We start from the raw sequence: 24,049 nt of genomic DNA, 5'->3' as shown, positions 1-24,049 counted from the left end.
CGTTGCGCTGCATGTTCCGCATGCGCAAGCAGGGCGGCTGGCCGCCCCGCGTACCGCGAGATTGCATGGAATGGGAGGGAGGGGAGGCGAAGGAAAGGGAAGGGAAAAAAGGGAAAGGCCGTTTGCCGTCACACCGCAGCAGCGGTGATGGGCGCCCGGGCCAGCGCGGCGGGCTTTTCGCCAGTCAGCAGGTAGTGCATCAGGTCGGCCACGGGGCGGATGGTTTCGTCAAATGGCAGCTTGCCCTTGCCACGGAAGAACAGGCCGCGTTCCACATCGCCGCGCACGGCTTGCGCAAGTTTCAGGTCGATGCAGAACTGGCCGATCTTGGCCACGCCATCCCGCAGTCCGCATGCCTGCAGGCAGTCGAAGCCCTCCAGGCAGTCTCGCGGCTTTGCGCGACGCTGCAGCCGGCTTTCGCTCGACAGATAGCGCGATAGCCACGGTGTCAGCACGGCTCGCGCCGGAAGCCCGGCCACGCTGGTGAATTCGCGCAGGGTGTCAGGCGTGGCGGTGGCCAGCACCTGCTTGAAGTCCGGATGGGCATCGCATTCCTCGGTCACGGCGAATGCGGTGCCCAGTTGCACGGCCGACGCGCCTTCGCCCAGCCAGTGGCGCACCTTCTCGTGGGAATTGATGCCGCCAGCCAGGATCAGCGGGATGCTGTCCCAGGCCAGCCCCAGTGTCTGGAACAGTTCGCGGCATTCGCTCAGCACGCGGGCGAACGAAAATCGTTCGTTGCCAAGATCCTCGATGGTGGCGGCGACAAGATGGCCGCCGGCGTGCGCCGGATGCTCGATCACGATGGCGTCGGGCAGGCGGCCCTTTTTCATCCACCGGCGCAGGACCAGGCCAATGCCACGCGTTTCGGACAGGATCGGGATCAGGGCGACCTTCGGATGGTCGGCGGCCAGTTCGGGCAGATCCAGCGGCAGCCCGGCGCCCATGACTATGGCGTCGGCGCCGCTCTCGCATGCTTGCCGCACCAGCTGGGCGTGGGAGCCCACGGCCTTCATGACGTTGACGGCGATCAGGCCGCGGCCCGCCGACAGTGCGCGCGCGGACCGGATTTCGCGATCGAGCGCCACACGGTTCGCCGCCTCGATCTTCTCCTTGTCATGGGTTCCGCGCGTCTGGGCCATCAGGTCTTCGTGGTGGTGTCGCAGGTCGATGCTGGCAATGGTGCCGACGCCGTTGTTGGCGGCCACGGTGCCCGCCAGTCGATGGGCGGAGATGCCGATGCCCATGCCGCCCTGAACGAGCGGCAGCAGTCGCCTTCCAGCGAGTTTCAGCCAGTGTTCTGTCATGAGTCCATTCCGGATAGTGTTTTGCTGTTTTGCATCAGGGGCAAACGGCGGTGACTGTGTTACGGACATCGCGTACGGGGGCGTCGGGCAGCGGGCAAACCAGTGGCAGGAAGCCGTCGGCGCGGTCGGAATAAGCGAGTAGCGCGCCGGCGGCAATATCGAAATACCAGCCATGCAATGTCAGTTCGCCACGCTCGCACGCGGCGCGCACGAACGGGAACGACCCGAGGTTGCGCAGCGACACCAGGATCGATGCCTGTTCACAGGCATGCTGACGTTGCTCGGCGCTTGCGTCTGGCATGGTCTGCTCCACCATCTGGCGGGCGGGTGCCGCAATGCGCACCCAGGGACCAATGAAATCCTGGCCGGCACGCGCCGGTGCCGTGTCGCCCTCAGCCTCGGGCCGCGCCAACAATGCGCGAATTCCGCCGCATCCGCTATGACCCATGACAATAATTCTGGCGACGCGCAGTTGCTCTACCGCAAATTGGATGGCAGCCGATACCCCGTGGAGCCGTCCAGTCTCCCTTTCGCTACATGGCGGCACCAGATTTGCCACATTTCTGACAGTGAAGAGATCGCCCGGAGCGCTGCCCAGCAGCAGTCCGGGGTCCACGCGCGAATCGCTGCATCCAATCAGCAAGGTCTGCGGATGCTGTCCGGCGCGCAGCGCATCGAACAGCGCCGGCGCATCCTCGAAGTAATGCTGCTGGAAACGTTCGAACCCTTTCAGGAGGCGCTCGATCGTATGCATGGCGATGCCTTACCGGCTGCGCACCAGCTGCCAGGCGCGCCCGAGATAGCCCACCGACGCAAAGCCGCTCCACACATGCACCAGCCGGGTAAACGGGAAGATCGCGAACAGCGAGATCCCCATGAACAGATGCGCCTTGAAGACCAGCGGTGCGTCGGCCACGTAGCTTGCGGCATCCCCGCGCAGCGTGACGATGTGCTGGGCCCAGGTCATCAGCTGCACCATCATGTGGCCGTCCATGTGGCTGGCCGACGCGAAGATGGTGGACAGACCCAGCAGCAGCGTGACCAGCAGCCAGAGCAGCAGCAACTTGTCACCCGTACGGGTGACGGCCGACACGCGGGCGTTGGTCAGGCGCCGGTGCAGCAGGATCAGCAGCCCGGCCAGGCACATGGTGCCCATGACGCCGCCGGCCGTCATGGCCACGGCCTGCTTGAGGCTGTGCGAGACACCCAGCGCGTCCCACACCGCCACCGGCGTGAGCAGCCCCGCCATATGGCCGAAGAACAGGCCGAGGATGCCGACATGGAACAGGATGTTGCCCGTGCGCAGGTTGCCGCGGTACAGCATCTGCGAGCTGTCCGATTTCCATGTGTACTGCTCGCGCTCGAAGCGGGCCAGGCTGCCGAACAGAAAGATGGCGGCGGCGATATACGGGTAGATCCCGAACAGGAATTGATGGACCAGAGTCATGGTGAGGGTGCTCGGTTAGCTGGGGTTGGAGGCTGACGGCATGCCGCGCGCGGCGGCCGCGGCGTCCCGCTTGTAGAAGCGCACCGTCTCGACGTCGGGCTTGCGGGCCAGTAGCGGCTCCACGCCGTCCGCGCCGGGGCCGAATGTCTCCATTGCCTCGTCCATGTCACGCACGGGCGGTTCTTCCTGCGGCTGCGGCTGCACGTCCGTCAGCGTGCGCAGCGTCCGGAATGCGGCGGCATAGGGGCTCTCGCTGCGGGCCAGGCGGTCGCCGATGGCGGCCAGCACGTGGATGGCGTCGCCCAGCAGCTGCCCGGCACGTTCTGGCTTGCCGTCCGTGGCCAGGGCGCCCAGGTATTCCAGAAACAGCGGGACATAGTCCGGCAGTTCGGCGGTGGTCAGGTCGAAGCCGTCGCGCCGGTATTCCTGCAGCAGGTCCACCATCGCCTGGCCGCGATCGCGGCTTTCGCCGTGCACATGCTCGAACAGGTGCAGCGAGTGGGCCGGATTGCGGTCGAACGTGGCCACATAGTTTTCCTGCAGCCGGATCAGCGGTTCGCGGCGCAGCATTTCGGTCAGCGGCGCCAGCATGTCGCGCGCCTGCGGCCATTCGGCCAGGGCCAGGTCGATGTCGGCCATCCCGTCGACCAGTGCCTGGTCCGGATAGCTGAGCATGGCGCTCAGCACTCGATGAATAGTCATGGCGTTCTCCGGATTTGGTCAGGTGGCCAGCGCCTTGCGCGAGCGCGGCAGGTCGGCATAGGCCACTTCGGGCTGCGGCTTCTTGCGGCCGAACAGCGTGCCGTCCGATGTGCCGCCCGAGCAGCCGTTGCCGAAGCTGAAGCCGCAGCTGCCTTTTTCGTCGAAGCTGTCCTCGGACATTTCCTTGTGCGACGACGGCACCACGAAGCGGTCCTCGTAGTTGGCGATGGCCATGGTCTGGTACATGTCCTCGACCTGCGCAGGCGTCAGGCCCACCTGTTCGAGCACGGCCATGTCCTCGATGCCATCCACGTGCTGGCCGCGCTTGTAGGCGCGCATGGCCAGCATCTTTTCGAGCGCGCCAAGCACCGGGATGACATCGCCGGCGGTCAGCAGGTTGGCCAGGTACTTCACCGGGATGCGCAGGCTCTTGACATCGGGGATCACGCCGTTCATGCCCATGAAGCCGGCTTCGGCCGCAGACTGGATCGGGGACAGCGGCGGGATGTACCAGACCATCGGCAGCGTGCGGTATTCCGGGTGCAGCGGGAAGGCCACCTTCCATTCGACGGCCATCCTGTAGACCGGCGACTTGCGCGCGGCATCGATCCAGCGCTGCGCAATGCCCTGGCGCAGCGCCTCGGCCTGCACGGCCGGATCATTCGGGTCCAGGAAAATGTCGAGCTGCGACTGGTACAGGTCGCGCTCATCGGCCACCGAGGCGGCCTGTTCGATGCGGTCGGCGTCGTACAGCATCACGCCCAGATAGCGGATGCGGCCCACGCAGGTTTCGGCGCAGACCGTCGGCTGGCCGGCCTCGATGCGCGGATAGCAGAACACGCACTTCTCGGCCTTGCCGCTCTGCCAGTTGAAATAGATCTTCTTGTAGGGGCAGCCGGAGATGCACATGCGCCAGCCGCGGCACTTGTCCTGGTCCACCAGCACGATGCCGTCTTCCTCGCGCTTGTAGACCGACCCCGAGGGGCACGATGCCACGCAGGTCGGGTTCAGGCAGTGTTCGCACAGGCGCGGCAGGTACATCATGAACGTGTTCTCGAAGGTCGAGTACATGTCCTTCTGGATTTCGTCGAACAGCTTGTCGCGGCTGCGCGAGTCGAATTCGCCGCCCAGGTCGTCCTCCCAGTTCGGGCCCCATTCGATCTTCTCCATCCTCTGGCCGGTAATGGCCGAGACGGGGCGTGCCGTCGGCGGGGTCTCCACCAGCGGGGCCTTCTGCAGGTGTTCGTAGTCGTACGTGAACGGCTCGTAGTATTCGTCGATCTGCGGCAGGTTCGGGTTGGCGAACATGTTCGACAGGATCTTTCCCTTGCCACCCTGGCGCGGGGTCAGGCTGCCGTCGGCATTGCGCTTCCAGCCGCCGTTCCACTTGTCCTGGTTTTCCCACTCCTTGGGGAAGCCGATGCCGGGCTTGGTCTCGACGTTGTTGAACCAGGCGTATTCAACGCCTTCGCGGCTGGTCCAGACGTTCTTGCAGGTCACGGAGCAGGTATGGCAGCCGATGCACTTGTCGAGGTTCAGCACCATGGCCACTTGCGCGCGGATCTTCATTGCCATGCTCCTTCAGTCTTTTCTGCCTTGTTTTGGGGGGAGGGTGCTTCCTTGCGCGGACCTTCCAGCCAGTCCACCTTATTCATCTTGCGAAGGATCACGAATTCGTCGCGATTGCTGCCAACCGTGCCGTAGTAGTTGAAGCCATAGGCCAGCTGGGCGTAGCCGCCGATCATGTGCGTGGGCTTGGTCACGGCGCGCGTGACCGAGTTATGGATGCCGCCGCGCATGCCGCTGGTTTCCGCACCCGGCACATTGACGATTTTTTCCTGTGCGTGATACATCAGGCACATGCCCTGGGGCACCCGCTGCGACACCACCACCCGGGCGGTCAGCGTGCCGTTGACGTTGAACACTTCCACCCAGTCGTTGTCGCGGATGCCGTTGGCCTTGGCCTCGGCTTCCGAGATCCAGACGTGCGGACCGCCGCGCGACAGCGTGAGCATGCGCAGGTTGTCCGAGTAGGTGGAGTGGATGCCCCATTTCTGGTGCGGCGTGATCCAGTTCAGCACCAGTTCCGGATTGCCGTTCGGCTTGCGGCCCAGCATCGGACTCACCGTCTTGGTGTCGATGGCCGGCTTGTAGACGCATGCGCCTTCGCCGAAGTCCAGCATCCAGCGGTGGTCCTGGTAAAACTGCTGGCGGCCGGTCAGCGTGCGCCATGGAATCAGTTCCTGGACGTTGGTGTAGCCGGCGTTGTAGCTGACTTCCTCCGATTCCAGGCCAGACCACGTCGGGGCGGAAATGATCTTGCGCGGCTGGGCCTGCACGTCGCGGAAGCGGATCTTGTCGTGCTCGCGGCCTGCGGCCAGGTGCGTATGGTCGCGCCCGGTGATCTTCGACAGCGCGTCCCAGGCCTTCACGGCCACGTGGCCGTTGGTTTCCGGGGCAAAGGTCAGGATCATCTCGGCGGCGTCGATGGCCGTTTCCAGCCTCGGACGGCCGTGGCTGACGCCCGGCTCGGTCACGGTCTTGCTCAGGTGGCCGATCTCGTGGACCTCGTGCTTCGTATCCCAGTTGATGCCCTTGCCGCCGTTGCCCAGCTTGTCCAGCAGCGGCCCGACCGACGTGAACTTCTTGTAGATGTCGGCGTAGTTGCGTTCGACCACCGTCATCGACGGAGCGGTCTTGCCCGGGATCAGGTCGCACTCGCCATGCTTCCAGTCCTTCGGCTCGAACGGCTGGCCCAGTTCGCCCGGGGTGTCGTGCAGCAGCGGCGTGCAGACCAGATCCTCGCGCGTGCCCAGGTACGGGCCGGCAATCTCGCTGAACTTTTTGGCGATGGCCTTGTAGATTTCCCAGTCGGTCTTGCTTTCCCACAGCGGCTGCACGGCTTCGGACAGCGGGTGGATGAACGGGTGCATGTCCGACGTGTTCAGGTCGTCCTTTTCGTACCAGGTGGCCGTGGGCAGCACGATGTCGCCGTACAGGCAGGTGGTGCTCATGCGGAAGTCGAGCACGGTCAGCAGGTCGAGCTTGCCCTCCGCGGCCGGGCGCACCTTGACCTCGCCCGGCTTGATCGCGTCGTTCTCGTCGCCGAACACCGCGTTTTGCGTGCCAAGCAGGTACTTGAGGAAGTATTCGTGGCCCTTGCCCGAGCTGCCCAGGATATTCGAGCGCCATACGAACATGTTGCGTGGGAAGTTGGCCGGGTTGTCGGGGTCGTCGCAGGCAAACTGCAGCGCACCGGACTTGAGCTGTTCGACGGTGTGTGCGACCGGATCCTTGCCGGCCGCGCGGGCGTCGGCCACCACGTCCAGCGGGTTGCGGCCGAGCTGCGGCGCCGACGGCAGCCAGCCCATGCGCTCGGACTTGGCGTTCAGGTCCAGCAGCGACAGGTTGTGGTACCGCCTGTGGTCGGCGGTCGGCGCCAGGATCTCGTCCACGCCAAGCTTCTCGTGGCGCCACTGGCTCGTGTGGTTGTAGAAGAACGATGTGCCGTTCATCTGGCGCGGCGGGCGCGACCAGTCGGAGCCGAAGGCCAGCGGCGCCCAGCCGAATTGCGGACGCAGCTTTTCCTGGCCGACGTAGTGGGCCCAGCCGCCACCGCTCTGGCCCACGCAACCGCACATCATCAGCAGGTTGATGATGCCGCGGTAGATCATGTCGTTGTGGTACCAGTGGTTCAGCGCCGCGCCGACGATCACCATGCTCTTGCCATGTGTGCGATCCGCGTTGTCGGCGAACTCGCGGGCCACCTGGATCACCAGGTGGCGCGGCACGGTGGTGTGCTTTTCCTGCCAGGCCGGCGTGTAGGGCACGTCGTCGTCGAACGACGTGGCCACGTTGGGGCCGCCCAGGCCCTGGTCGACGCCGTAGTTGGCCATCTGCAGGTCGTAGACGGTGGCCACACGCGCCACGGTGCCATCGGCCAGTGTCAGCCGGCGCACCGGCACGCGACGGCGCAGCAGCGCGTCGTGCTCGCCGCCAAAGTAGGGGAAGCCCACCTCGGCCACTTCGTCCTCGACACCAATCAGCGACAGGCGAGGGTCGATGTCCCGGCCGCTGCCGCCATCCTTCATTTCCAGGTTCCAGCGTCCCACCCTGGCGCCGTCGTCATGGGCGGCCTCGCCCCAGCGGAAGCCGATCGAGCCGTTGGGCGCCACGATCCCGCCGCTGGCCTGGTCGATCACCAGCGTTTTCCATTCCGGATGGTTGGCCTGGTCCAGGTTGCCGTCCAGGTGGGAGGCACGCAGGAAGTGGTCGGGCACCAGCGTGCCGTCCTGGTCGCGCAGCAGCACCAGCATCGGCATGTCGGTGTACTGCTTCACGTAATCGCGGAAATACGATGACTTGCCGGTGGCGTGGAATTCCTTGAGCACCACGTGGCCCATGGCCATCGCCAGCGCGGCATCGGTGCCTTGCTTTGGCGCCAGCCAGATGTCGCCGAACTTCACCATTTCGCCGAAATCCGATGACACGGCGACGGTCTTGGTGCCCTTGTAGCGGACTTCGGTATAGAAGTGCGCGTCAGGGGTACGCGTCTGCGGCACGTTCGAGCCCCAGACCATCAGGTAGGTGCTGTTGTACCAGTCGGCCGATTCGGGCACGTCGGTCTGCTCGCCCCAGATCTGCGGGCTGGCGGGCGGCAGGTCGCAATACCAGTCATAGAACGACAGGCAGGCTCCGCCGAGCAGGCTCAGGTAGCGCGCCCCGGCCGCGTACGAAACCATCGACATGGCCGGAATTGGCGAAAATCCGATGACCCGATCCGGGCCGTATTGCTTGACCGTGAAGGCGTTGGCGGCGGCGATCATCTCCGTGGCCGTATCCCAGTCCGCCCGCACAAAGCCGCCCTGGCCGCGCACGCTCTTGTAGCGCGCGGCCTTCCCGGGGTCCTGGCTGATCGATGCCCACGCGGCGATCGGGTCCATGGTCTTGCGCGCCTCGCGCCACATCTCCATCAGGCGGCCTCGGATCATCGGATACTTCACGCGCTGCGCCGAATAGACGTACCAGCTGTACGACGCGCCGCGCGGGCAGCCACGGGGTTCGTGGTTGGGCAGGTCGGGACGGGTGCGCGGGTAGTCGGTCTGCTGGGTTTCCCAGGTGATCAGGCCGTTCTTGACGTACACCTTCCACGAACACGAGCCCGTGCAGTTCACGCCGTGCGTCGATCGCACGATCTTGTCGTGCTGCCAACGGCTGCGGTAGCTGTTTTCCCACGTGCGGTCTTCGTTGACCACCGCACCATGCCCGTCCGCGTACGTGGACTTCACGCGCGACAGGAACTTCAGTCGATCCAGAAAATGAGACATTTCTTATGTTCTCCGCTTGCTTTTTGTGGGTGATGCCGCCTCAGCAGGGCATGGGGGCGTTCCGGCGTGCGTAGTACCACCAGGTCACCAGTACACAACTCAGATAGAAGGCGATGAAGCCGTAGAGCGCGGCATCGGGCGAGCCCGTCAGTTCCAGCGACGTGCCGAAGCTCTTCGGAATAAAGAAACCGCCATAGGCACCGATCGCGCCCGAGAAGCCCAGCACGGCGGCCGATTCCTTGCCGGCGTCCTGCTGGGCCTGCTTCTGCGCGGCGTCGCCCTTGCCGGCGGCGTCGCGCTGGCGCTCGGTCAGGAAGATCACCGGGATCATGCGGAACGTGGAGCCGTTGCCGATGCCGGTCAGGGCGAACAGCACGATGAACGCGGCCAGGAAGGCCTGGAAGTTGCCCGCCTGTCCGTCATGGGGCAGAGCGGACAGCACGGCGCAGACGGCCGCGATCATGCCGATGAAGGTCCAGAGCGTGACCCGCGCACCGCCAAGCTTGTCAGAGATCCAGCCGCCCACCGGGCGGGTCAGGGCGCCGACCAGCGGGCCCAGGAAGGCATAGGCCGTGGGGTTGATGCCTGGAAATTGTGATTTGGTCAGCAGCGCCAGTCCGGCCGAGAAGCCGATGAACGAGCCGAACGTGCCGATATAGAGCCAGCACATCAGCCAGTTGTGCTGGCGCCGGAAGATCACGGCCTGTTCCGCGAACGACGCGCGCGCATCGGCAATGTCGTTCATGCCGAACCACGCGGCCACCGATGCCGCCACGATGAACGGCACCCAGATAAAGCCCGCGTTCTGCAGCCAGAGGCTTTGCGTGGCGCCGCCGGCCTGGTAGTTCTGCGGTTCGCCGCCGAGCGCGCCGAACACGGCCACCGACACCACCAGCGGCGTGACGAACTGCACCACGGACACGCCGAGGTTGCCGATGCCGGCGTTGAGCCCGGTGGCCAGCCCCTTCTTCGCCTTCGGGAAGAAGAAGCTGATATTGGCCATCGACGAACTGAAGTTGGCGCCGCCCAGCCCGCACAGCAGGGCCAGCACCAGCAGCATCGGGTAGCTGGTCGAAGGGTCGCGCAGCGCAAAGCCCATGCCCAGCGCCGGAATCAGCAGCAGCGCGGTGGAGATTGCCGTGAAGCGGCGGCCGCCGAACACCGGCACCAGGAACGAATAGAAGATGCGCAGCGTGGCACCGGACAGGGCGGGCAGCGCGGTCAGCCAGAACAGCTGGTTCTTGGTGAACTGGAAGCCGGCGCGGTCAAGGTTGACGGCCACCACGCTCCACAGCATCCAGATCACGAAGGCCAGCATCAGGGCGGGAATCGAGATCCAGAGATTACGGTAGGCGATGCGTTCGCCGCGGTCGCGCCAGAACGCGGCGTTCTCGGGCTCCCAGCGGGTCAGTACGGTACTGGTCATGGTGTGCGAAATAGGAATGTGGGGAAATCGCGGATCAGGCAGTCTGCGTGGACGGGTCCAGGGCGGCGGATGCCCCGGACAGGCCCCGCGCACGCAACTGCTCCGCGCGGTGGCTGTAGTGCATCCAGACCAGGCTCACGCAGACCGTGCCGTACATCAGCATGAAGCAGCTGCTGCGGATGCCGGTCAGGTCGGCCAGCGCGCCGAACAGGATCGGCAGGATGAAGCCGCCCAGGCCGCCGGCCAGGCCCACTACGCCCGACACCGCGCCGATGTTGTGCGTGAAGTCGTTGGAGATGAACTTGAAGACCGAGGCCTTGCCGATGGCGAAGGCGATGCCGACCACGAACATCAGGATCGTGAACAGCGTGGGCGTCAGGGCGATCTGGAAGCTCTGCGGGCCGGTGACCGTGTGGATCACGAAGTCGGTCTTCGGGTAGCTCAGCAGGAAGAAGCCCACCCAGCTGATCCACATCACCCACCACGTGGTGCGATGGGCGCCGTAGCGGTCAGAGATCCAGCCGCCGATCGCGCGCAGCACGCCGCCGGGCAGCGAGAAGCAGGCAGCCAGGAAGGCGGCGGTCTTGATGTCGAAGCCGTATTCGCCGATGTAGTACTTGGTCATCCACAGCGACAGGCCCACGTAGCCCCCGAACACCACCGAGTAGTACTGCGAGTAGCGCCACACGCGCGGGTCGCGCATCACGGCCAGCTGGGCGCGAAAGCTCGTGGCCGATGTGGAACGGTGGGCCGGGTTGCTGCGCGAAAACAGGAAAAATACGATGGCCGTGACCAGCATCGCCACCGAGTAGACCTTGGGCACGATTTCCCACGTGCCGGCGGCCAGGATCAACGCCGGGGCCACGAACTTGGTCAGCGCGGCGCCCGAGTTGCCGGCCCCGAAGATGCCCATCGCCAGCCCCTGGCGCGAGCGCGGGAACCAGCGGGCCACGTACGGCGTACCCACCGAGAACGAGCCGCCGGCCAGCCCGACGAACAGCCCCAGCACCAGCAACTGCCACAGCGTGTGGACATAGGAAATCAGCCAGATCGGGATCACCGTCAGCAGCATCAGGACGAAGAACACCACGCGGCCGCCGTAGCGGTCGGTCCAGATGCCCAGCGGTACGCGGATCAGCGAGCCACTGAGCACCGGGGCGGCGGCCAGCAGGCCGAATTCCGTGTCGTTGAGGCCGAGTTCGTTCTTGAGCGGGATGCCGAGCACCGCGAACATCATCCAGACGGCAAAGCAGATGGTGAACGCGAACGTGCTGGACCAGAGCGTGGTCCAGGCGCCTGGCGGTACGGTTTCCGAGGGTTGGGAGCAGTGGGGTGCGGTGGGCATGGCCGGGTTCCGGAGTCACTTTGAGGAGTGATGCCAGAGTAGGCCTGCGGGTCTGCGCGGAACATTCGCCGGCCGTACAGCCGGAAGCGGGCGGGGCTATGCCGTGCGTACTAGTTCTTTCGGCGTATGCCCGCCGGAAAGCCGCGTGGGGCAGCGGTTACAGCAGGCCTGGTGCCAGTGGCCTGCATGGCGGCAACCAGGCTCGCTGCGACAGGTCCATGATTTAGATCAAATCGGATGCATCAAGCAGAAACGGGTGCCCGGCGCCCGCCCTGCCATGGCCTCGGACGGCTAGCGCACGAGCCTGGCGGCGCCGTGGCTGCCGCACCAGCGTCCCGCGCGGCGGCGGCGCGGCCTGCGTACCGTGTTGGCGGGCTGGCTTTCTCCGTACGGGTCTTCCGAGAACGGCACCGTGCGCAGGCGTCAGCGCAGGATAGGCGGCAAGGTACCGGGCTGAGAATGGATTTGCCGCACGGCACGTCCGGCCCCGAGGGGTCCGGCGCGGCGTGCGGCAATGGCATCCCTGGTGCTGACGGTCAGGCAGAGGCAGGCGGGGCGGCGGGCGGGCCCGGTGTGCGCGGGCGCCGTACGGTTACGCCGAAGGCGGCGGCACGTAGCCGGCGGCCTGGTCGGCGCCTTCGCCGAAGAAGTACTTCTCGGTCTGCTTGAGCAGGTACTGGCGCGCGCGGACGTCGGCCATGTTCAGACGGTTCTCGTTGATCAGCATGGTCTGGTGCTTGAGCCAGCCAGCCCAGGCTTCCTTCGACACGCTCTGCCAGATCTTCTTGCCGAGGTCGCCCGGCAGCGGCGGGAAGTCGAGGCCTTCGGCTTCCTTGTTCAGTTTGACGCAATGGACCATGCGGGCCATGAGGGACTCCTTTTTCGTGTGGCCGCTATTGTAGCCAAGCCGGGCCGCCGGGGCCGGGCCGGTCGCCCATGCCCCTGCGGCGGCTGTTGTCTTTGCGGACGTTGCGGGGTTACAGCTTCTTCATCAGCACCATCGACTTGCGCTGCCAGTTGTAGAGCTTGCGCTTGTCTTCCGGCAGGTCGTCCACGGTGGCGTGCACGAAACCGCGCTTGAGGAACCAGTGCTCGGTGCGCGTGGTGAGCACGAACAGGCGGTCCAGGCCCAGCGAGCGGGCGCGGCGTTCGATGCGCTTGAGCAGGCGCTCGCCGTCGCCGGTGCCCTGGGCCTCGGCCGATACGGTCAGGCAGGCCATCTCGCCCATGTTCTCGCGTGGGAACGCATACAGCGCGGCACAGCCGAACAGCACATTGTCGTGCTCGATCACCGAGAACTTGTCGATGTCGCGCTCGATCAGGTGACGCCCGCGTGGCACCAGCGTGCCGTCGGCCTCCAGCGGCGCGATCAGCTGCAGGATGCCGCCCACGTCGTCGAGGGTGGCTTCGCGCAGGCTTTCCAGGTCGGTATCGGACACCATCGTGCCCACGCCATCATGCAGGAACAGCTCCAGCAGCACGGAGCCGTCCATGTCGAACGGGACCAGGTGGGCGCGGGGCACGCCGCCCTTGAGCGCCTTGACCAGATGCTCCAGGTAGTAGGCCACGTCGGGCGGCAGGTGGTTGTTCTGCAGCCGCTCCACGGCGGTGCGCAGCGACATTTCCTTCATCAGCTTGCCCACGGCGTCGGGCACGCCCGGCACCTCGGTGATGAAGATCAGCTTGTCGGCCTTGAGCGCGCTGGCCGTGGCGCTGGCCACGTCTTCCATCGACAGGTTGAACGCCTGGCCTGTCGGCGAGAAGCCCAGCGGCGACAGCAGCACGATCTTGCCGTGCGACAGCGACATGCGCATCGACTCGTCGTCGATCTTGCGCACCAGCCCCGTGTGCTGGTAATCCACGCCGTTGACGATGCCGACCGGCCGTGCCGTGATGAAGTTGCCGGACACAACCGACAGCTGGGCGCCGGCCATCGGGGTATTGGGCAGGCCCTGGCTGAAGGCCGCCTCGATGTCCAGACGCAGTTCGCCGGCCGCTTCCTTGGCGCATTCGAGCGCGGCGTTGTCGGTAATCCGCACGCCATCGGCAAACTGCGACTGCACGTTGCGCAGGCCCAGCTGCTCTTCCACCTGGGGGCGCGAGCCGAAGACCAGCACCACGTGCATGCCCATGGCGTGCAGCAGCGCCACGTCGTTGACCAGTGCGTTGAGCACGCCGGCCTTGACCAGTTCGCCGCTGAAGGCGATCACGAAGGTCTTGCCGCGGAACGTGTGGATGTACGGGGCGACGGCGCGCAGCCAGTCGACGAACTGCTGCTGGTCGGGGCCGCTGGCCTCGGCCAGATCGGCGCCGGCCGACGCTGACGGGATGGGCGTGGCGGGCTCGGCAGTGGTCATCGGGACAGTCGACGGATCGGCGGGCGAGGGCGGGTCGGCAGGATCTGGGTCCTGCTGCGGGGAGTCGGTTCTGGCGTTCATGCGGCGGATTATAATCCCGGCCAATGTCAGCACAACGCCCCGCCAAGCCTGCCCCGGCCAACCCCGCCGAGGCTACCTCCGCCCAGGCCAGCCAGAACCCCGCTCCGCGCGACGCGGGCGCTGGTGCTCGCCCCCCGAAACAGGCGCAGCAACGGCCGCCACAACAGCGGCCACAACAACCGTCACAACCGTCGCAGAAGCCGGCTCAGCCGCGTCAGCCCCGTCCGCCGCGCCAGGGCGGCGCCCCGCGACCGGCGCGCCCCGAGGCCGGGCAGCAGGCTGCCCGCCCGGAAGGCGGCCAGCGCCCGCCGCGCCCGGAAGGCAGCCAGCGTCCGCCGCGCCCGCCCCAGCCGGTGCGGCTGGCCAATCCGCTGCCCGAGATCACGTTCCCGGAGGCCCTGCCGGTGTCGGCGCGCCGCGACGAGATCGCGCAGGCGCTGCTGGCCAACCAGGTGGTGATCGTTTCCGGCGAAACCGGCTCGGGCAAGACCACGCAACTGCCCAAGATCGCGCTGTCGGTCGGGCGTGGCCCGGCCCGCGAGGGCAAGCCCGGCGGCGGCCTGATCGGCCACACGCAGCCGCGGCGGATTGCCGCCACGTCCACGGCCAAGCGCATCGCGCAGGAACTGGGCACGCCGGTAGGCGAGCACGTGGGCTACCAGGTGCGCTTCAACGACACCATGTCGGCGGGTGCGTCGGTCAAGCTGATGACCGACGGCATCCTGCTGGCCGAGACGCAGAACGACCCGCTGCTGCGCGCCTACGACACGATCATCATCGACGAGGCGCACGAGCGCAGCCTCAATATCGACTTCCTGATCGGCTACCTGCGCCAGATCCTGCCCAGGCGGCCGGACCTGAAGGTGATCATCACGTCGGCCACCATCGATGCGAAGCGATTTGCCGAGCATTTCGCGCGCGAGGGCAAGCCGGCGCCCGTGATCGAGGTCAGCGGCCGCCTGTATCCGGTGGAAATCCGTTACCGCCCGATCCAGGAAGACAAGCCGGCACCGGGCCAGGCGGCCGCGCCGCGCTCGGAAAAGGCGAAGGAACGCGACCTCTACGACGGCATCGTCGATGCCGTGGACGAACTGTGCCGGCTGGGCCCGGGAGACGTGCTGGTCTTCCTGCCCGGCGAGCGCGAGATCCGCGAGGCCGCCGAGGCGCTGCGCAAGCATCATCCGCCGCATACCGAGATCCTGCCGCTGTTTGCGCGGCTGTCCGTGCAGGAGCAGGAGCGCGTGTTCCGGCCGTCGAACGCCCGGCGCATCGTGCTGGCCACCAACGTGGCAGAAACGTCGCTCACGGTGCCCGGCATCCGCTATGTGGTGGATACGGGCCTGGCGCGCGTGAAACGGTATTCGTACCGCAACAAGGTGGAACAGCTGCAGATCGAGTCGATCTCGCAGGCGGCCGCCAACCAGCGCGCCGGCCGTTGCGGCCGGGTGGCCGACGGCGTCTGCATCCGGCTGTACGAGGAAAGCGACTTCGTGGGCCGGCCGCGCTTTACCGATCCGGAAATCCTGCGCTCGTCGCTGGCGGCGGTCATCCTGCGCATGAAGGCGCTGCGCCTGACCGATATCGAGGCCTTTCCGTTCATCGAGCCGCCGCTGGGCCGCGCCGTGGCCGACGGCTACCAGCTGCTGCAGGAACTGGGCGCGCTCGACGAAGGCAACCAGCTCACCAGCACCGGCCGCCAACTGGCGAAACTGCCACTCGATCCGCGCGTGGCCCGCATGATCCTGGCCGCCCGCGACCACCACTGCCTGAAGGAAGTGCTGATCATCGCCAGCGCGCTGTCGGTGCAGGACCCGCGCGAGCGGCCGCAGGAAGCCCAGGAAGCGGCCGACCAGGCGCATCGGAAGTTCATGGACGAAAAGTCCGAGTTCCTGGGGTGGGTCAAGCTGTGGAAGTGGTTCGAGGAAGCCGTCGCCCACAAGAAGACCAACCGCCAGCTGCAGGACCAGTGCCGCAGCAACTTCCTGTCGCACGTGCGCCTGCGCGAATGGCGCGATGTGCATTCGCAGCTGCACACCACGGTCAGCGAGCAGGGTTGGCGCCTGAACGAGTCCGAGCCCACCTTCGAGCAGCTGCACAAGGCGCTGCTGACGGGCTTGCTGGGCAACGTGGGCCTGAAGCTCGACGAGGCCGACGGCAAGGGCCGCGAGTACCTGGGCGCGCGCGGCATCAAGTTCCACCTGTGGCCGGGATCGCTGATCGCGCGCAAGGTGGGCCGCTGGATCATCGCCGCCGAACTGGTCGAAACCAGCCGGCTGTATGGCCGCACGCTGGCCCGCGTGGAGCCCGAATGGGTCGAACAGGTGGGCAAGCACCTGCTCAAGGTCAGCTGGAGCGAGCCGCACTGGGAGAAAAAGGCGGGCCAGGTGCTGGCGCTGGAACGCGGCACGCTGTACGGCCTGCCGGTCTATCAGCATCGGCGGGTGGATTTCGGCCCGATGAACCCGGTCGAGGCGCGCGAGCTGTTTATCCGTAGCGCGCTGGTGGAAGGCGAGTTTGACACCCGGCTGCCGTTTTTCGCCCACAACCAGCGGCTGGTGCGCGAGATCGAGAACCTGGAGCACAAGTCGCGCCGGCAGGACGTGCTGGTGGACGATGCGCTGATCTACGCGTTCTACGACAAGGCCATTCCGGCGGACATCCACAACCAGGTGGCCTTCGAGAAGTGGTACCAGGCCGAATCGGCCAGGGACCGCAAGCTGCTGTACCTGAACCGCGACGAACTGATGCGGCACGAGGCGGCCGGCATCACCACCGACCTGTTCCCGAAGATCCTGCCGGTCGCCGGCATCGACATGGGTTTGTCGTACCACTTCGAGCCCGGCAGCCACCGCGACGGCGTGACGCTGACCGTGCCGCTGTACGCGCTGAACCAGGTCAGGCCCGAGCGCGCCGAATGGCTGGTCCCGGGCATGATCAAGGAAAAGGTGCATCTGCTGCTGAAGTCGCTGCCGCAGAAGCTGCGCCGCCATTGCGTGCCGCTGCCCGATTACGCGGCCGGGTTTGTCGACCGCCAGCCGTTCGGCGAGGGCGACCTGCTCGACGTGCTGATCGCCGACGTGCGCGAGCAGACCGGGACGATGATCCGGCGCGCCGACTTCAAGCTGGAAACGCTGCCGGCGCACCACACGATGAACTTCAAGGTCATCGACGAGCACGGTCGCCAGCTGGACATGGGCCGCAACCTGGCCCAGCTGCGCGCCGAACTGGGCGGGCAGGCGCAGCAGTCGTTCCAGAGCATCGCCGCGCGCGATGTGCCGGCCGTCGAGGCCGGGCAGTACGAGAACCTCACCTCATGGTCGTTTGGCGAGTTGCCCGAACTGCTGGAAATCCGCAAGGGCAACCAGACGCTGTTCGGCTACCCGGCGCTGGTGGACCGTGGCGACCACTGCGACGTGGAAGTGTTCGACGATCCCCAGGAGGCGGCGCGCATCCACCACGCGGGCCTGCGGCGGTTGTTCGCGCTGCAGTTGCGCGAGCAGGTCAAGTTCATCGAGAAGAACATTCCGAACCTGCAGCAGATGGCCATGCAGTACATGACGCTGGGCACGCAGGAGGAATTGCGCAACCAGATCGTGCTGATGGCGCTGGAGCGCGCCTGCCTGCAGGCGCCGCTGCCGCGCAACGAGGCCGAGTTCAACGCCCGCAAGGACGAGGGCCGGGCGCGGTTGTCGCTGCTGGCGCAGGAAATCGCACGGCTGGTCGGCACGATCCTGGCCGAATTTGCATCGCTGCCGCGCAAGCTGTTGCAGGCCAAGCCGTTCGGTTCGGCCTACCAGGACCTGGAAGCCCAGCTCGGCCGGTTGATGAACAAGTCATTTGTGATCGATACGCCATACACGCAGCTGGTCCACTATCCGCGCTACCTGAAGGGCATGGCGATGCGGGTGGACAAGCTCAAGGGCGACCCGGGCCGCGACAGCCAGCGTATCCAGGAGATGGCGCCGCTGGTCCAGCAATGGCAGCGCGCCGAAAAGCAGTTGCGCAGCCAGGGCAGGGGTGCGGCCGACGCGCGGCTGGACGAATTCCGATGGATGCTGGAAGAACTGCGTGTGGCGCTGTTTGCCCAGGAACTGCGCACGCCACAGCCCATCTCGGTCAAGCGGCTGCAGAAGGTCTGGGAGTCGATCCAGCGATGACCGGGAAAACCGGGGCGCATCGGGCGTTCGCGATGGAAAGTGCCGCTCACATGTATCCAAATGTAAGTTACGCTTAAGAATCGGTTCTCCTCGTCATCGCAACCGTCAGACGAAACGTTAGAATGCGCGATTCGTGTAGAAATGGCGGTCTTATGCTTGCATTGCGTCGTGTTGTGGCGGGGGTGTTGTCGATAGGCGCCCTGGCTTTGGCAATGGTCTCCGCGTCCGCCCGGGCAGAGGTGGTGACGATCCTGAACTCCGGTGACGCCAGCGTCACGCTGATCGACAAGGACACCCAGAAGGTTCTGGAAACGTTCCCGATCGGCAAGGAGCCGCATCACCTGATTGCCACGCCCGACGAGAAATCGCTGATCGTGGCCAACGCGGTCGGCAATGACCTCGTCTTCCTGGACCCGGTCACCGGCAAGGTGCAGCAGCGCGTGCCGGGCATCGACGATCCGTACCAGGTGGGCTTCTCGCCGGACCAGAAGTGGTTCATCGCCACCGGCAACCGGCTGGATCGGGTGGACGTCTACCGCTGGGACGGCCATCAGCTCAAGATCGCCAGGCAGTTCCCGCTGGCCAAGACGCCCAGCCATATCGCCTTCACCGCCGACAGCAAGATCGCCTTCATCACGCTGCAGGATTCCAACCAGATTGCGGCCATCGACCTGACCACGCTCAACGTGATGTGGGTCATGGAGGCGGGCTCGGCGCCGGCCGGCGTCTGGGTCACGCCTGACCAGAAGTACCTGCTGGTGGGCATGACCGGTGCCGACTACGTGGCCGTGATCGACTGGCGCACGCGCACCGTGGTCAAGCAGATCCAGACCGGCAAGGGCGCGCACAACTTCCGCGCCGTGGGCGACAAGCGCCATCTGTTCCTGACCAACCGCGTGCAGGGATCGATCAGCATCATCGACCAGCAGACGCTGTCGAAGGTGGGCGATATCACGGGACTGCTGCCCGGCCCGGACGACATGGAACTGACCGCCGACGGCAAGACGCTGTGGGTGACGTTCCGCTGGGCGCGCTCGGTGGGCCTGATCGACGTGGCCAGCCGCAAGATGGTGAAGACGATCCGCGTGGGCAAGTCGCCGCATGGCATCTATTTCAAGACCCGCGCGCCGCTGTATTGATATTGACCCGACAAGTCTGAGGACAACATGCGCCGGATGATTTCGCGCATTGCCGCGCTGGTGCTGGCACCGGTGGCGGCTTCGGTGGCCGGCGTGGCGCTGGCCGCCGGGGCGGGACAGGAGGCTGGCGCGTGCCGCGCCGGCACGCTGTACCTGACCTTCGACACCGGCAGCATGAGCCAGGCCGAGCTGATTGCCCGCACGCTGCGCCGCCACCATATTCGCGCCACCTTCTTCCTGGCCAGCGAACCGACCATCAACAAGGACAATTCGCTGGACCCGGCGTGGGCGCCGTACTGGAAATCGCTGGCCGCCGACGGCCACGCCTTCGGCACCCATACGTTCGACCATGTGTACCTGCGCAGCGTCAAGGGCGGCAAGGTCACCATGCGTCCGCAGTTCGGCGCGCAAGCCGGCCGCGATGTGGTCATGGACGAGGCCTCGTTCTGTACCGAACTGCGACGCAGTGCGCAGGCGTTCCAGTCGATGACGGGCCAGCCGATGGTGCCGCTGTGGCGCGCCCCCGGCGGCCGCACCGCGCCGCAGACGCTGGCGTGGGCCGAGCAGTGCGGCTTCCGGCACGTGGGGTGGGCGCCGGCCGGGTTCCTGGGCGACGAGCTGTCGTCGGAGACATTTCCGAACCAGGCGCTGCTGGAAAAGGCACTGCGTGGCTTGCGCGATGGCGATATTACGATGGCCCACCTGGGTATCTGGTCGCGCAAGGACCCGTGGGCGCCGGCCGTCCTCGATCCGCTGCTGACGGGGCTGGAGCAAAAGGGATTCTGCTTTGCCACCTTGCGCGAACATCCGCTATACAAGAACTGGATCGCGCAGCACGGCGCGGTGGAAGCCGGCGCGCAACCAATTTCCGGGTCGAAACGGTAATGTGGGACGCCTTCACTAACTGGCTCAATCTCTGGGTCGGCCAGATCGAGGCCACGGTCTTCCAGGACGTCATCCTGCCCGTGGTCTACAACCTCGGTTTTGGCGGCTATGCGGAGGACGCCTTTACCGGCACCGAATGGCTGCTGGTGGGCGTGGTGCAGATCGCCGTCATGGTGCTGATCCTGGGGCCGCTCGAAAAGCTGCGTCCGGTGGAGGCCGTGACCGACCGGCGCGCCATCCGGACCGACATGTTCTATACGGTGATCCACCGCCTGGGGCTGTTCCGGCTGGCCATGTTCTTCCTGCTGGCGCCGCTGATGGACAGCCTGGAAGGCCAACTGCGCCTGCTGGGCTGGCAGCGCATCAACGTGGAAGACTGGTGGCCGGGCGTGACGTCGGTGCCGCTGGTCAGCTTCTTCGTCTACCTGCTGCTGTTCGACCTGCTCGACTACTGGTATCACCGGCTATCACACACCTACCGGTGGTGGTGGAGCCTGCATGCGGTGCATCACAGCCAGCAGCAGATGACACTGTGGAGCGACAACCGCAACCACCTGCTCGACGACATCCTGCGCGACGCCGTGTTCGCCACGGCCGCGCTGGCCGTCGGCGTGGAGCCGTCGCAGTACGTGCTGCTGGTGGCGCTGTCGCAACTGCTGCAGAGCCTGCAGCACGCCAACCTGAAGCTGCACTTCGGCTGGCTGGGCGAGCGGCTGCTGATCTCGCCGCGCTTTCATCGCACGCATCATGCCGTCGGGCTGGGCCACGAGCGTGCCGGCAGCGATGGCAGGCCGGTGCGGCTGGGCGGCTGCAATTACGGCGTGATCTTCCCGTGGTGGGACATGCTGTTCCGCACCGCCGTCTTCACCGACGTCTACTATCCCACCGGCATTCGCGACCAGCTGCCGCCGCCCACGGGGCGCGGGCGCAACTATGGTGGCGGCTTCCTGTCCCAGCAATGGCTGGGCATCAAGCGGCTTTTGCGTCTGGGGTGATGGGAACGCCCCCTGGGCTGTGCTAGGCTCTGGTGGCTTTCCTGAACACTCTTTTTCGCAGATCGCTGCATGAACGATATTCTTCGCGCGTTTGGGCGCGCCGTGGTCAGCCAGCTGCATCCGCGCATGCTGATGCTGACCGTCATCCCGTTTGTCCTGGCCACGGCCCTGTGGGGCGGCCTGATCTGGTGGGGCTGGGACCCGATCATGGGCACCGCCCGCGCGCTGCTGGAAGGTTCGGTCTTCACGAGCTGGATCTATTCCATGCTGGACTGGCTCGGCCTGCAGTCGCTGCGCACCGTGGTGGCGCCGCTCTTCGTGCTGACGCTGGCGATTCCGCTGGTCATTGCGTCGATGCTGATCTTCATCAGCCTGTTCTCGGTGCCTGCCGTGGTGAAGCACCTGGAGCGCGCCTATCCGGACCTGCAGAAGGCCCACGGCGGCAGCATTGCCGGCAGCGTGTTCCAGGCGCTGGGCAATACGGTGGTCTTCCTGCTGCTGGTGCTGGTCACGCTGCCGCTGTGGCTGATTCCGCCGTTTTTTGCGCTGATCCCGCCGGTGCTGTGGGGCTGGCTGACCTACCGCGTCATGACCTACGACGCGCTGTCCGAGCACGCCACGGCCGAGGAGCGCAAGACGCTGATGAAGCGCCACCGCATTCCGCTGCTGACGATCGGCGTGGTGGTCGGCCTGCTGGGCTCGGCCCCGACCTTGCTGTGGGTATGGTCGGCTGTCATCATCTTCCTGTTTCCGGTCGTGCTGGCCGGCACGCTCTGGCTGTACGTGCTGATCTTCATCTTCTCGGCGCTGTGGTTCGGCCACTTCTGCCTGCGCGCGCTGGCGGACCTGCGTGCCGAACGGGCCGCTGCGGCACCGCCGCCACCGCCGCCGGGCGACGTGATCGACCTGGCGCCGTCCGACGTGCGCCAGATCGGGCAGTCGTGATGGCAGACGCCACGGCAGCGTGAGCTTTCCATCCTGAGTCTTCAACCAAGAGGGGCATCATGGGTTTCGGTTTGATTGTCATCGGCGACGAGATCCTTTCCGGACGGCGCGAGGACAAGCACATGCGGCGCGCCATCGAACTGCTCGGCGAGCGCGGACTGGCGCTGGACTGGGCCGAGTACGTGGGCGACGAACGGGGGCGCATTACGGCCACGTTGCGGCGGACGTTCGCAGGTCCCGATGTCGTGTTCTGCACGGGCGGCATCGGCGCCACACCGGACGACCATACGCGCCAGTGCGCGGCGGCGGCACTGGGCGTGGACCTGGCACTGCACCCGGAGGCGCGCGAGCAGATCGCGCTGCGCATCGCGGAGACCGCCAACGGCGATCCGGTCAAGGCCGACCTGAATGCGCCCGAGAACCAGCATCGGTTCAAGATGGGCGAATTCCCGGTGGGCGCGCGCATCATCCCGAACAGCTACAACCGGATTCCGGGCTTCTCGGTGGCCGATCACCACTTCATGCCCGGCTTCCCGGTGATGGCCTGGCCGATGATGGAGTGGGTGCTCGACCACTACTACACGCACCTGTTCCACCTGGACGCCGAGCAGTCGCGGGCGTTCTACGTGTTCGAGGCACCGGAATCGACGCTGACGCCGCTGATGGAGCAGGTGGAAGCATCGTTCCCGGGCATCCGCGTGTTCAGCCTGCCGTCGGTGGGCGACGTGACCCGAGGCGACCGCCTTGGGCGGCGGCATATCGACCTGGGGGTGAAGGGGCCAGCCGACCTGGTGCCGCCTGCCTACGCGATGCTGCTCGAAGGTGTCCGCGCGATGGGGTTCGAGATCGTCGAGCAGTAGGGCGGGGCGTCAGCTTGACTGGCCGAAAAAAAAGCGCATCGCGGTGGTGATGCGCTTTTTTGTTTGCCGCGTTGGTCCGCGTGGGGCCGCGCGGGGCGTTGGCCGGCGTTGCCGGACTCAGGCGCCGTGCCACGGCAGGCCGCGGAAGCACCAGCCTTCCACGGTCTTGCGGTGGTGTTCCTCGTCGCGCGGGCCCTCGAAGCCTTCCAGCACATCCATCGCCAGCGTGTAGCCGGCCTCGGTCGCCACGCGCGCGGCATGCTTCGAGCGCGCCGCGCTGCGGCACAGGAACAGCACCGGGGCATCCTGCGGCACGCGCGCCTTCAGTTCGGCCACGAAATTGGGGTTCTGGGTGCCGCCCGGGTAGGTCGACCATTCGACATGCGCGAACTGTTCGTCGGGCAGCGCCACGCCGCCCACCCAGTCCAGTTCGGCCTGGGTGCGTACATCGACCAGCACGGCCTTCGGGTCGGCCTGCAGCAGCGCGTAGGCTTCCTGCGGGGAAAGGGCGCCGTAGTAGGGCAGCTGGCCCTGTTGCTGACGTGCGTGGGCGGCCTGGAGGAGGGTGTCTCGGGTAGTCATTCTGTGTGCCGGAGTCAATAAGAAAGCGATCAAAACTGGCGCGCTCGGACGGCTTGCGGGTGCGATCGCAAGAAAGCCCAATCTTTGCTGGGAGCCAGCCCGAATCGGCGCTATTCTAGCGCCCGGCCGTTGCGAGCGGCCCGAAAAATGGTGGCACACCGGATGCGCCGTTTTGGTGCTGAACTGGTGCATTTCTCACGGTTTGGCACTGTAACGGTGCCATGACTTGAATGATGCACCATAATGGTGTGTCATGGGTGGCGGGTCCGGCGAGCCGCGGCGGCAAAGCCAGGCGGGCTCAGGCCGGCAGCCGGGATTGCATGCAATCCGCATCCCCCGTCGCGGTGCGGCCTGACAGGCAGATGCACGTTTTTCGGGAAGTCTGTGCGATTGGCGCCCCGTTGGGGGCAGGCGTTGGCATGCTTTCTGCTAACATCCCTCGTCCCTTTTGGGGTGGCCAGATCGGCAGGTCCGGAGGTCGCACCAACAATGGC

17 protein-coding genes are annotated in these 24,049 nt (G+C 66.1%); 6 read left to right on the top strand and 11 right to left on the bottom strand.

The genetic code is table 11. The features are described from left to right. Positions 1 to 128: 128 nt before the first annotated feature. The 10 genes from D9X30_RS25995 to argA form a co-directional block, all read right to left on the bottom strand. Positions 129 to 1,307: an NAD(P)H-dependent flavin oxidoreductase gene (locus D9X30_RS25995; protein WP_153945259.1), complete on the bottom strand. Its 1,179-nt coding sequence runs from the start codon at positions 1,305 to 1,307 to the stop codon at positions 129 to 131. Between the two features lie 34 nt (positions 1,308 to 1,341). Next, a complete protein-coding gene (locus D9X30_RS25990; protein ID WP_153945258.1) occupies positions 1,342 to 2,061 on the bottom strand; it encodes a carbonic anhydrase in 720 nt (239 codons plus the stop codon). Between the two features lie 9 nt (positions 2,062 to 2,070). Next, positions 2,071 to 2,754, bottom strand: coding sequence for a respiratory nitrate reductase subunit gamma (narI, locus tag D9X30_RS25985; protein WP_153945257.1), 684 nt, complete (start codon positions 2,752 to 2,754; stop codon positions 2,071 to 2,073). 15 nt (positions 2,755 to 2,769) lie between these two features. Beyond that, entirely contained in the window at positions 2,770 to 3,456 is a 687-nt protein-coding gene (narJ, locus tag D9X30_RS25980) for a nitrate reductase molybdenum cofactor assembly chaperone (RefSeq protein WP_153945256.1), read from the bottom strand. An 18-nt stretch (positions 3,457 to 3,474) separates the two neighbouring features. Further along, a complete protein-coding gene (narH, locus tag D9X30_RS25975; protein ID WP_153945255.1) occupies positions 3,475 to 5,025 on the bottom strand; it encodes a nitrate reductase subunit beta in 1,551 nt (516 codons plus the stop codon). Then, a complete protein-coding gene (locus tag D9X30_RS25970) occupies positions 5,022 to 8,783 on the bottom strand; it encodes a nitrate reductase subunit alpha (RefSeq protein ID WP_153945254.1) in 3,762 nt (1,253 codons plus the stop codon). The genes narH and D9X30_RS25970 overlap by 4 nt, the downstream gene beginning before the upstream one ends. Positions 8,784 to 8,823: 40 nt before the next feature. Next, complete coding sequence (locus tag D9X30_RS25965) at positions 8,824 to 10,209, bottom strand: NarK family nitrate/nitrite MFS transporter (RefSeq protein ID WP_153945253.1); 1,386 nt, start codon at positions 10,207 to 10,209, stop codon at positions 8,824 to 8,826. A 34-nt stretch (positions 10,210 to 10,243) separates the two neighbouring features. Beyond that, positions 10,244 to 11,554 carry an MFS transporter gene (locus D9X30_RS25960; protein WP_153945252.1) on the bottom strand — a complete coding sequence of 437 codons (1,311 nt, stop codon included), beginning with the start codon at positions 11,552 to 11,554 and terminating at the stop codon, positions 10,244 to 10,246. Positions 11,555 to 12,146: 592 nt separating this feature from the next. Then, complete coding sequence (locus tag D9X30_RS25955; protein ID WP_066733742.1) at positions 12,147 to 12,422, bottom strand: oxidative damage protection protein; 276 nt, start codon at positions 12,420 to 12,422, stop codon at positions 12,147 to 12,149. Positions 12,423 to 12,531: 109 nt separating this feature from the next. Next, the gene (gene argA, locus D9X30_RS25950; RefSeq protein ID WP_502799696.1) at positions 12,532 to 13,911 is read right to left on the bottom strand and encodes an amino-acid N-acetyltransferase; all 1,380 of its coding nucleotides are present in this window, start codon (positions 13,909 to 13,911) and stop codon (positions 12,532 to 12,534) included. Positions 13,912 to 14,015: 104 nt separating this feature from the next. Between argA and hrpA the strand changes: the two genes are divergently transcribed. The 6 genes from hrpA to D9X30_RS25920 all read left to right on the top strand — a co-directional run bounded on the left by hrpA (position 14,016) and on the right by D9X30_RS25920 (position 22,973). After that, on the top strand, positions 14,016 to 18,149 hold the full coding sequence (gene hrpA / locus D9X30_RS25945) for an ATP-dependent RNA helicase HrpA (RefSeq protein ID WP_153945250.1): 4,134 nt from the start codon (positions 14,016 to 14,018) through the stop codon (positions 18,147 to 18,149). Positions 18,150 to 18,301: 152 nt separating this feature from the next. Then, entirely contained in the window at positions 18,302 to 19,288 is a 987-nt protein-coding gene (locus tag D9X30_RS25940; RefSeq protein WP_153945249.1) for a YVTN family beta-propeller repeat protein, read from the top strand. A gap of 36 nt (positions 19,289 to 19,324) precedes the next feature. Then, on the top strand, positions 19,325 to 20,173 hold the full coding sequence (locus D9X30_RS25935; protein ID WP_228770724.1) for a polysaccharide deacetylase family protein: 849 nt from the start codon (positions 19,325 to 19,327) through the stop codon (positions 20,171 to 20,173). Beyond that, complete coding sequence (locus tag D9X30_RS25930) at positions 20,173 to 21,168, top strand: sterol desaturase family protein (RefSeq protein ID WP_153945247.1); 996 nt, start codon at positions 20,173 to 20,175, stop codon at positions 21,166 to 21,168. Before D9X30_RS25935 ends, D9X30_RS25930 begins: the two co-directional genes overlap by 1 nt. Positions 21,169 to 21,237: 69 nt before the next feature. Beyond that, positions 21,238 to 22,113, top strand: a complete 876-nt coding sequence (locus D9X30_RS25925) for an EI24 domain-containing protein (RefSeq protein ID WP_153945246.1) — start codon at positions 21,238 to 21,240, stop codon at positions 22,111 to 22,113. Positions 22,114 to 22,172: 59 nt separating this feature from the next. Then, positions 22,173 to 22,973, top strand: coding sequence for a competence/damage-inducible protein A (locus D9X30_RS25920; RefSeq protein WP_153945245.1), 801 nt, complete (start codon positions 22,173 to 22,175; stop codon positions 22,971 to 22,973). 117 nt (positions 22,974 to 23,090) lie between these two features. On the opposite strand, the gene D9X30_RS25915 is transcribed toward D9X30_RS25920, so the two are convergent. Further along, a complete protein-coding gene (locus D9X30_RS25915) occupies positions 23,091 to 23,555 on the bottom strand; it encodes a rhodanese-like domain-containing protein (protein WP_153945244.1) in 465 nt (154 codons plus the stop codon). Positions 23,556 to 24,049: the final 494 nt, after the last annotated feature.

It is taken from the genome of Cupriavidus sp. U2 (assembly GCF_009663685.2).
Lineage (GTDB): Bacteria > Pseudomonadota > Gammaproteobacteria > Burkholderiales > Burkholderiaceae > Cupriavidus > Cupriavidus necator_C.
Note: the sequence above shows the minus strand (reverse complement) of the source record. Positions and strands in the feature narration are given on the sequence as shown.

What these genes read in the sequence shown, in the direction of transcription:
- D9X30_RS25920 (WP_153945245.1), top strand. Translation starts at nt 22,173, where the DNA reads ATGGGTTTCGGTTTGATTGTCATCGGCGACGAGATCCTTTCCGGACGG.
- hrpA (WP_153945250.1), top strand. Translation starts at nt 14,016, where the DNA reads ATGTCAGCACAACGCCCCGCCAAGCCTGCCCCGGCCAACCCCGCCGAG.
- D9X30_RS25930 (WP_153945247.1), top strand. Translation starts at nt 20,173, where the DNA reads ATGTGGGACGCCTTCACTAACTGGCTCAATCTCTGGGTCGGCCAGATC.
- D9X30_RS25960 (WP_153945252.1), bottom strand. Translation starts at nt 11,554, where the DNA reads ATGCCCACCGCACCCCACTGCTCCCAACCCTCGGAAACCGTACCGCCA.
- D9X30_RS25995 (WP_153945259.1), bottom strand. Translation starts at nt 1,307, where the DNA reads ATGACAGAACACTGGCTGAAACTCGCTGGAAGGCGACTGCTGCCGCTC.
- narI (WP_153945257.1), bottom strand. Translation starts at nt 2,754, where the DNA reads ATGACTCTGGTCCATCAATTCCTGTTCGGGATCTACCCGTATATCGCC.
- narH (WP_153945255.1), bottom strand. Translation starts at nt 5,025, where the DNA reads ATGAAGATCCGCGCGCAAGTGGCCATGGTGCTGAACCTCGACAAGTGC.
- D9X30_RS25915 (WP_153945244.1), bottom strand. Translation starts at nt 23,555, where the DNA reads ATGACTACCCGAGACACCCTCCTCCAGGCCGCCCACGCACGTCAGCAA.
- D9X30_RS25990 (WP_153945258.1), bottom strand. Translation starts at nt 2,061, where the DNA reads ATGCATACGATCGAGCGCCTCCTGAAAGGGTTCGAACGTTTCCAGCAG.
- narJ (WP_153945256.1), bottom strand. Translation starts at nt 3,456, where the DNA reads ATGACTATTCATCGAGTGCTGAGCGCCATGCTCAGCTATCCGGACCAG.
- D9X30_RS25970 (WP_153945254.1), bottom strand. Translation starts at nt 8,783, where the DNA reads ATGTCTCATTTTCTGGATCGACTGAAGTTCCTGTCGCGCGTGAAGTCC.
- D9X30_RS25955 (WP_066733742.1), bottom strand. Translation starts at nt 12,422, where the DNA reads ATGGCCCGCATGGTCCATTGCGTCAAACTGAACAAGGAAGCCGAAGGC.
- D9X30_RS25925 (WP_153945246.1), top strand. Translation starts at nt 21,238, where the DNA reads ATGAACGATATTCTTCGCGCGTTTGGGCGCGCCGTGGTCAGCCAGCTG.
- D9X30_RS25940 (WP_153945249.1), top strand. Translation starts at nt 18,302, where the DNA reads ATGCTTGCATTGCGTCGTGTTGTGGCGGGGGTGTTGTCGATAGGCGCC.
- D9X30_RS25965 (WP_153945253.1), bottom strand. Translation starts at nt 10,209, where the DNA reads ATGACCAGTACCGTACTGACCCGCTGGGAGCCCGAGAACGCCGCGTTC.
- D9X30_RS25935 (WP_228770724.1), top strand. Translation starts at nt 19,325, where the DNA reads ATGATTTCGCGCATTGCCGCGCTGGTGCTGGCACCGGTGGCGGCTTCG.
- argA (WP_502799696.1), bottom strand. Translation starts at nt 13,911, where the DNA reads ATGACCACTGCCGAGCCCGCCACGCCCATCCCGTCAGCGTCGGCCGGC.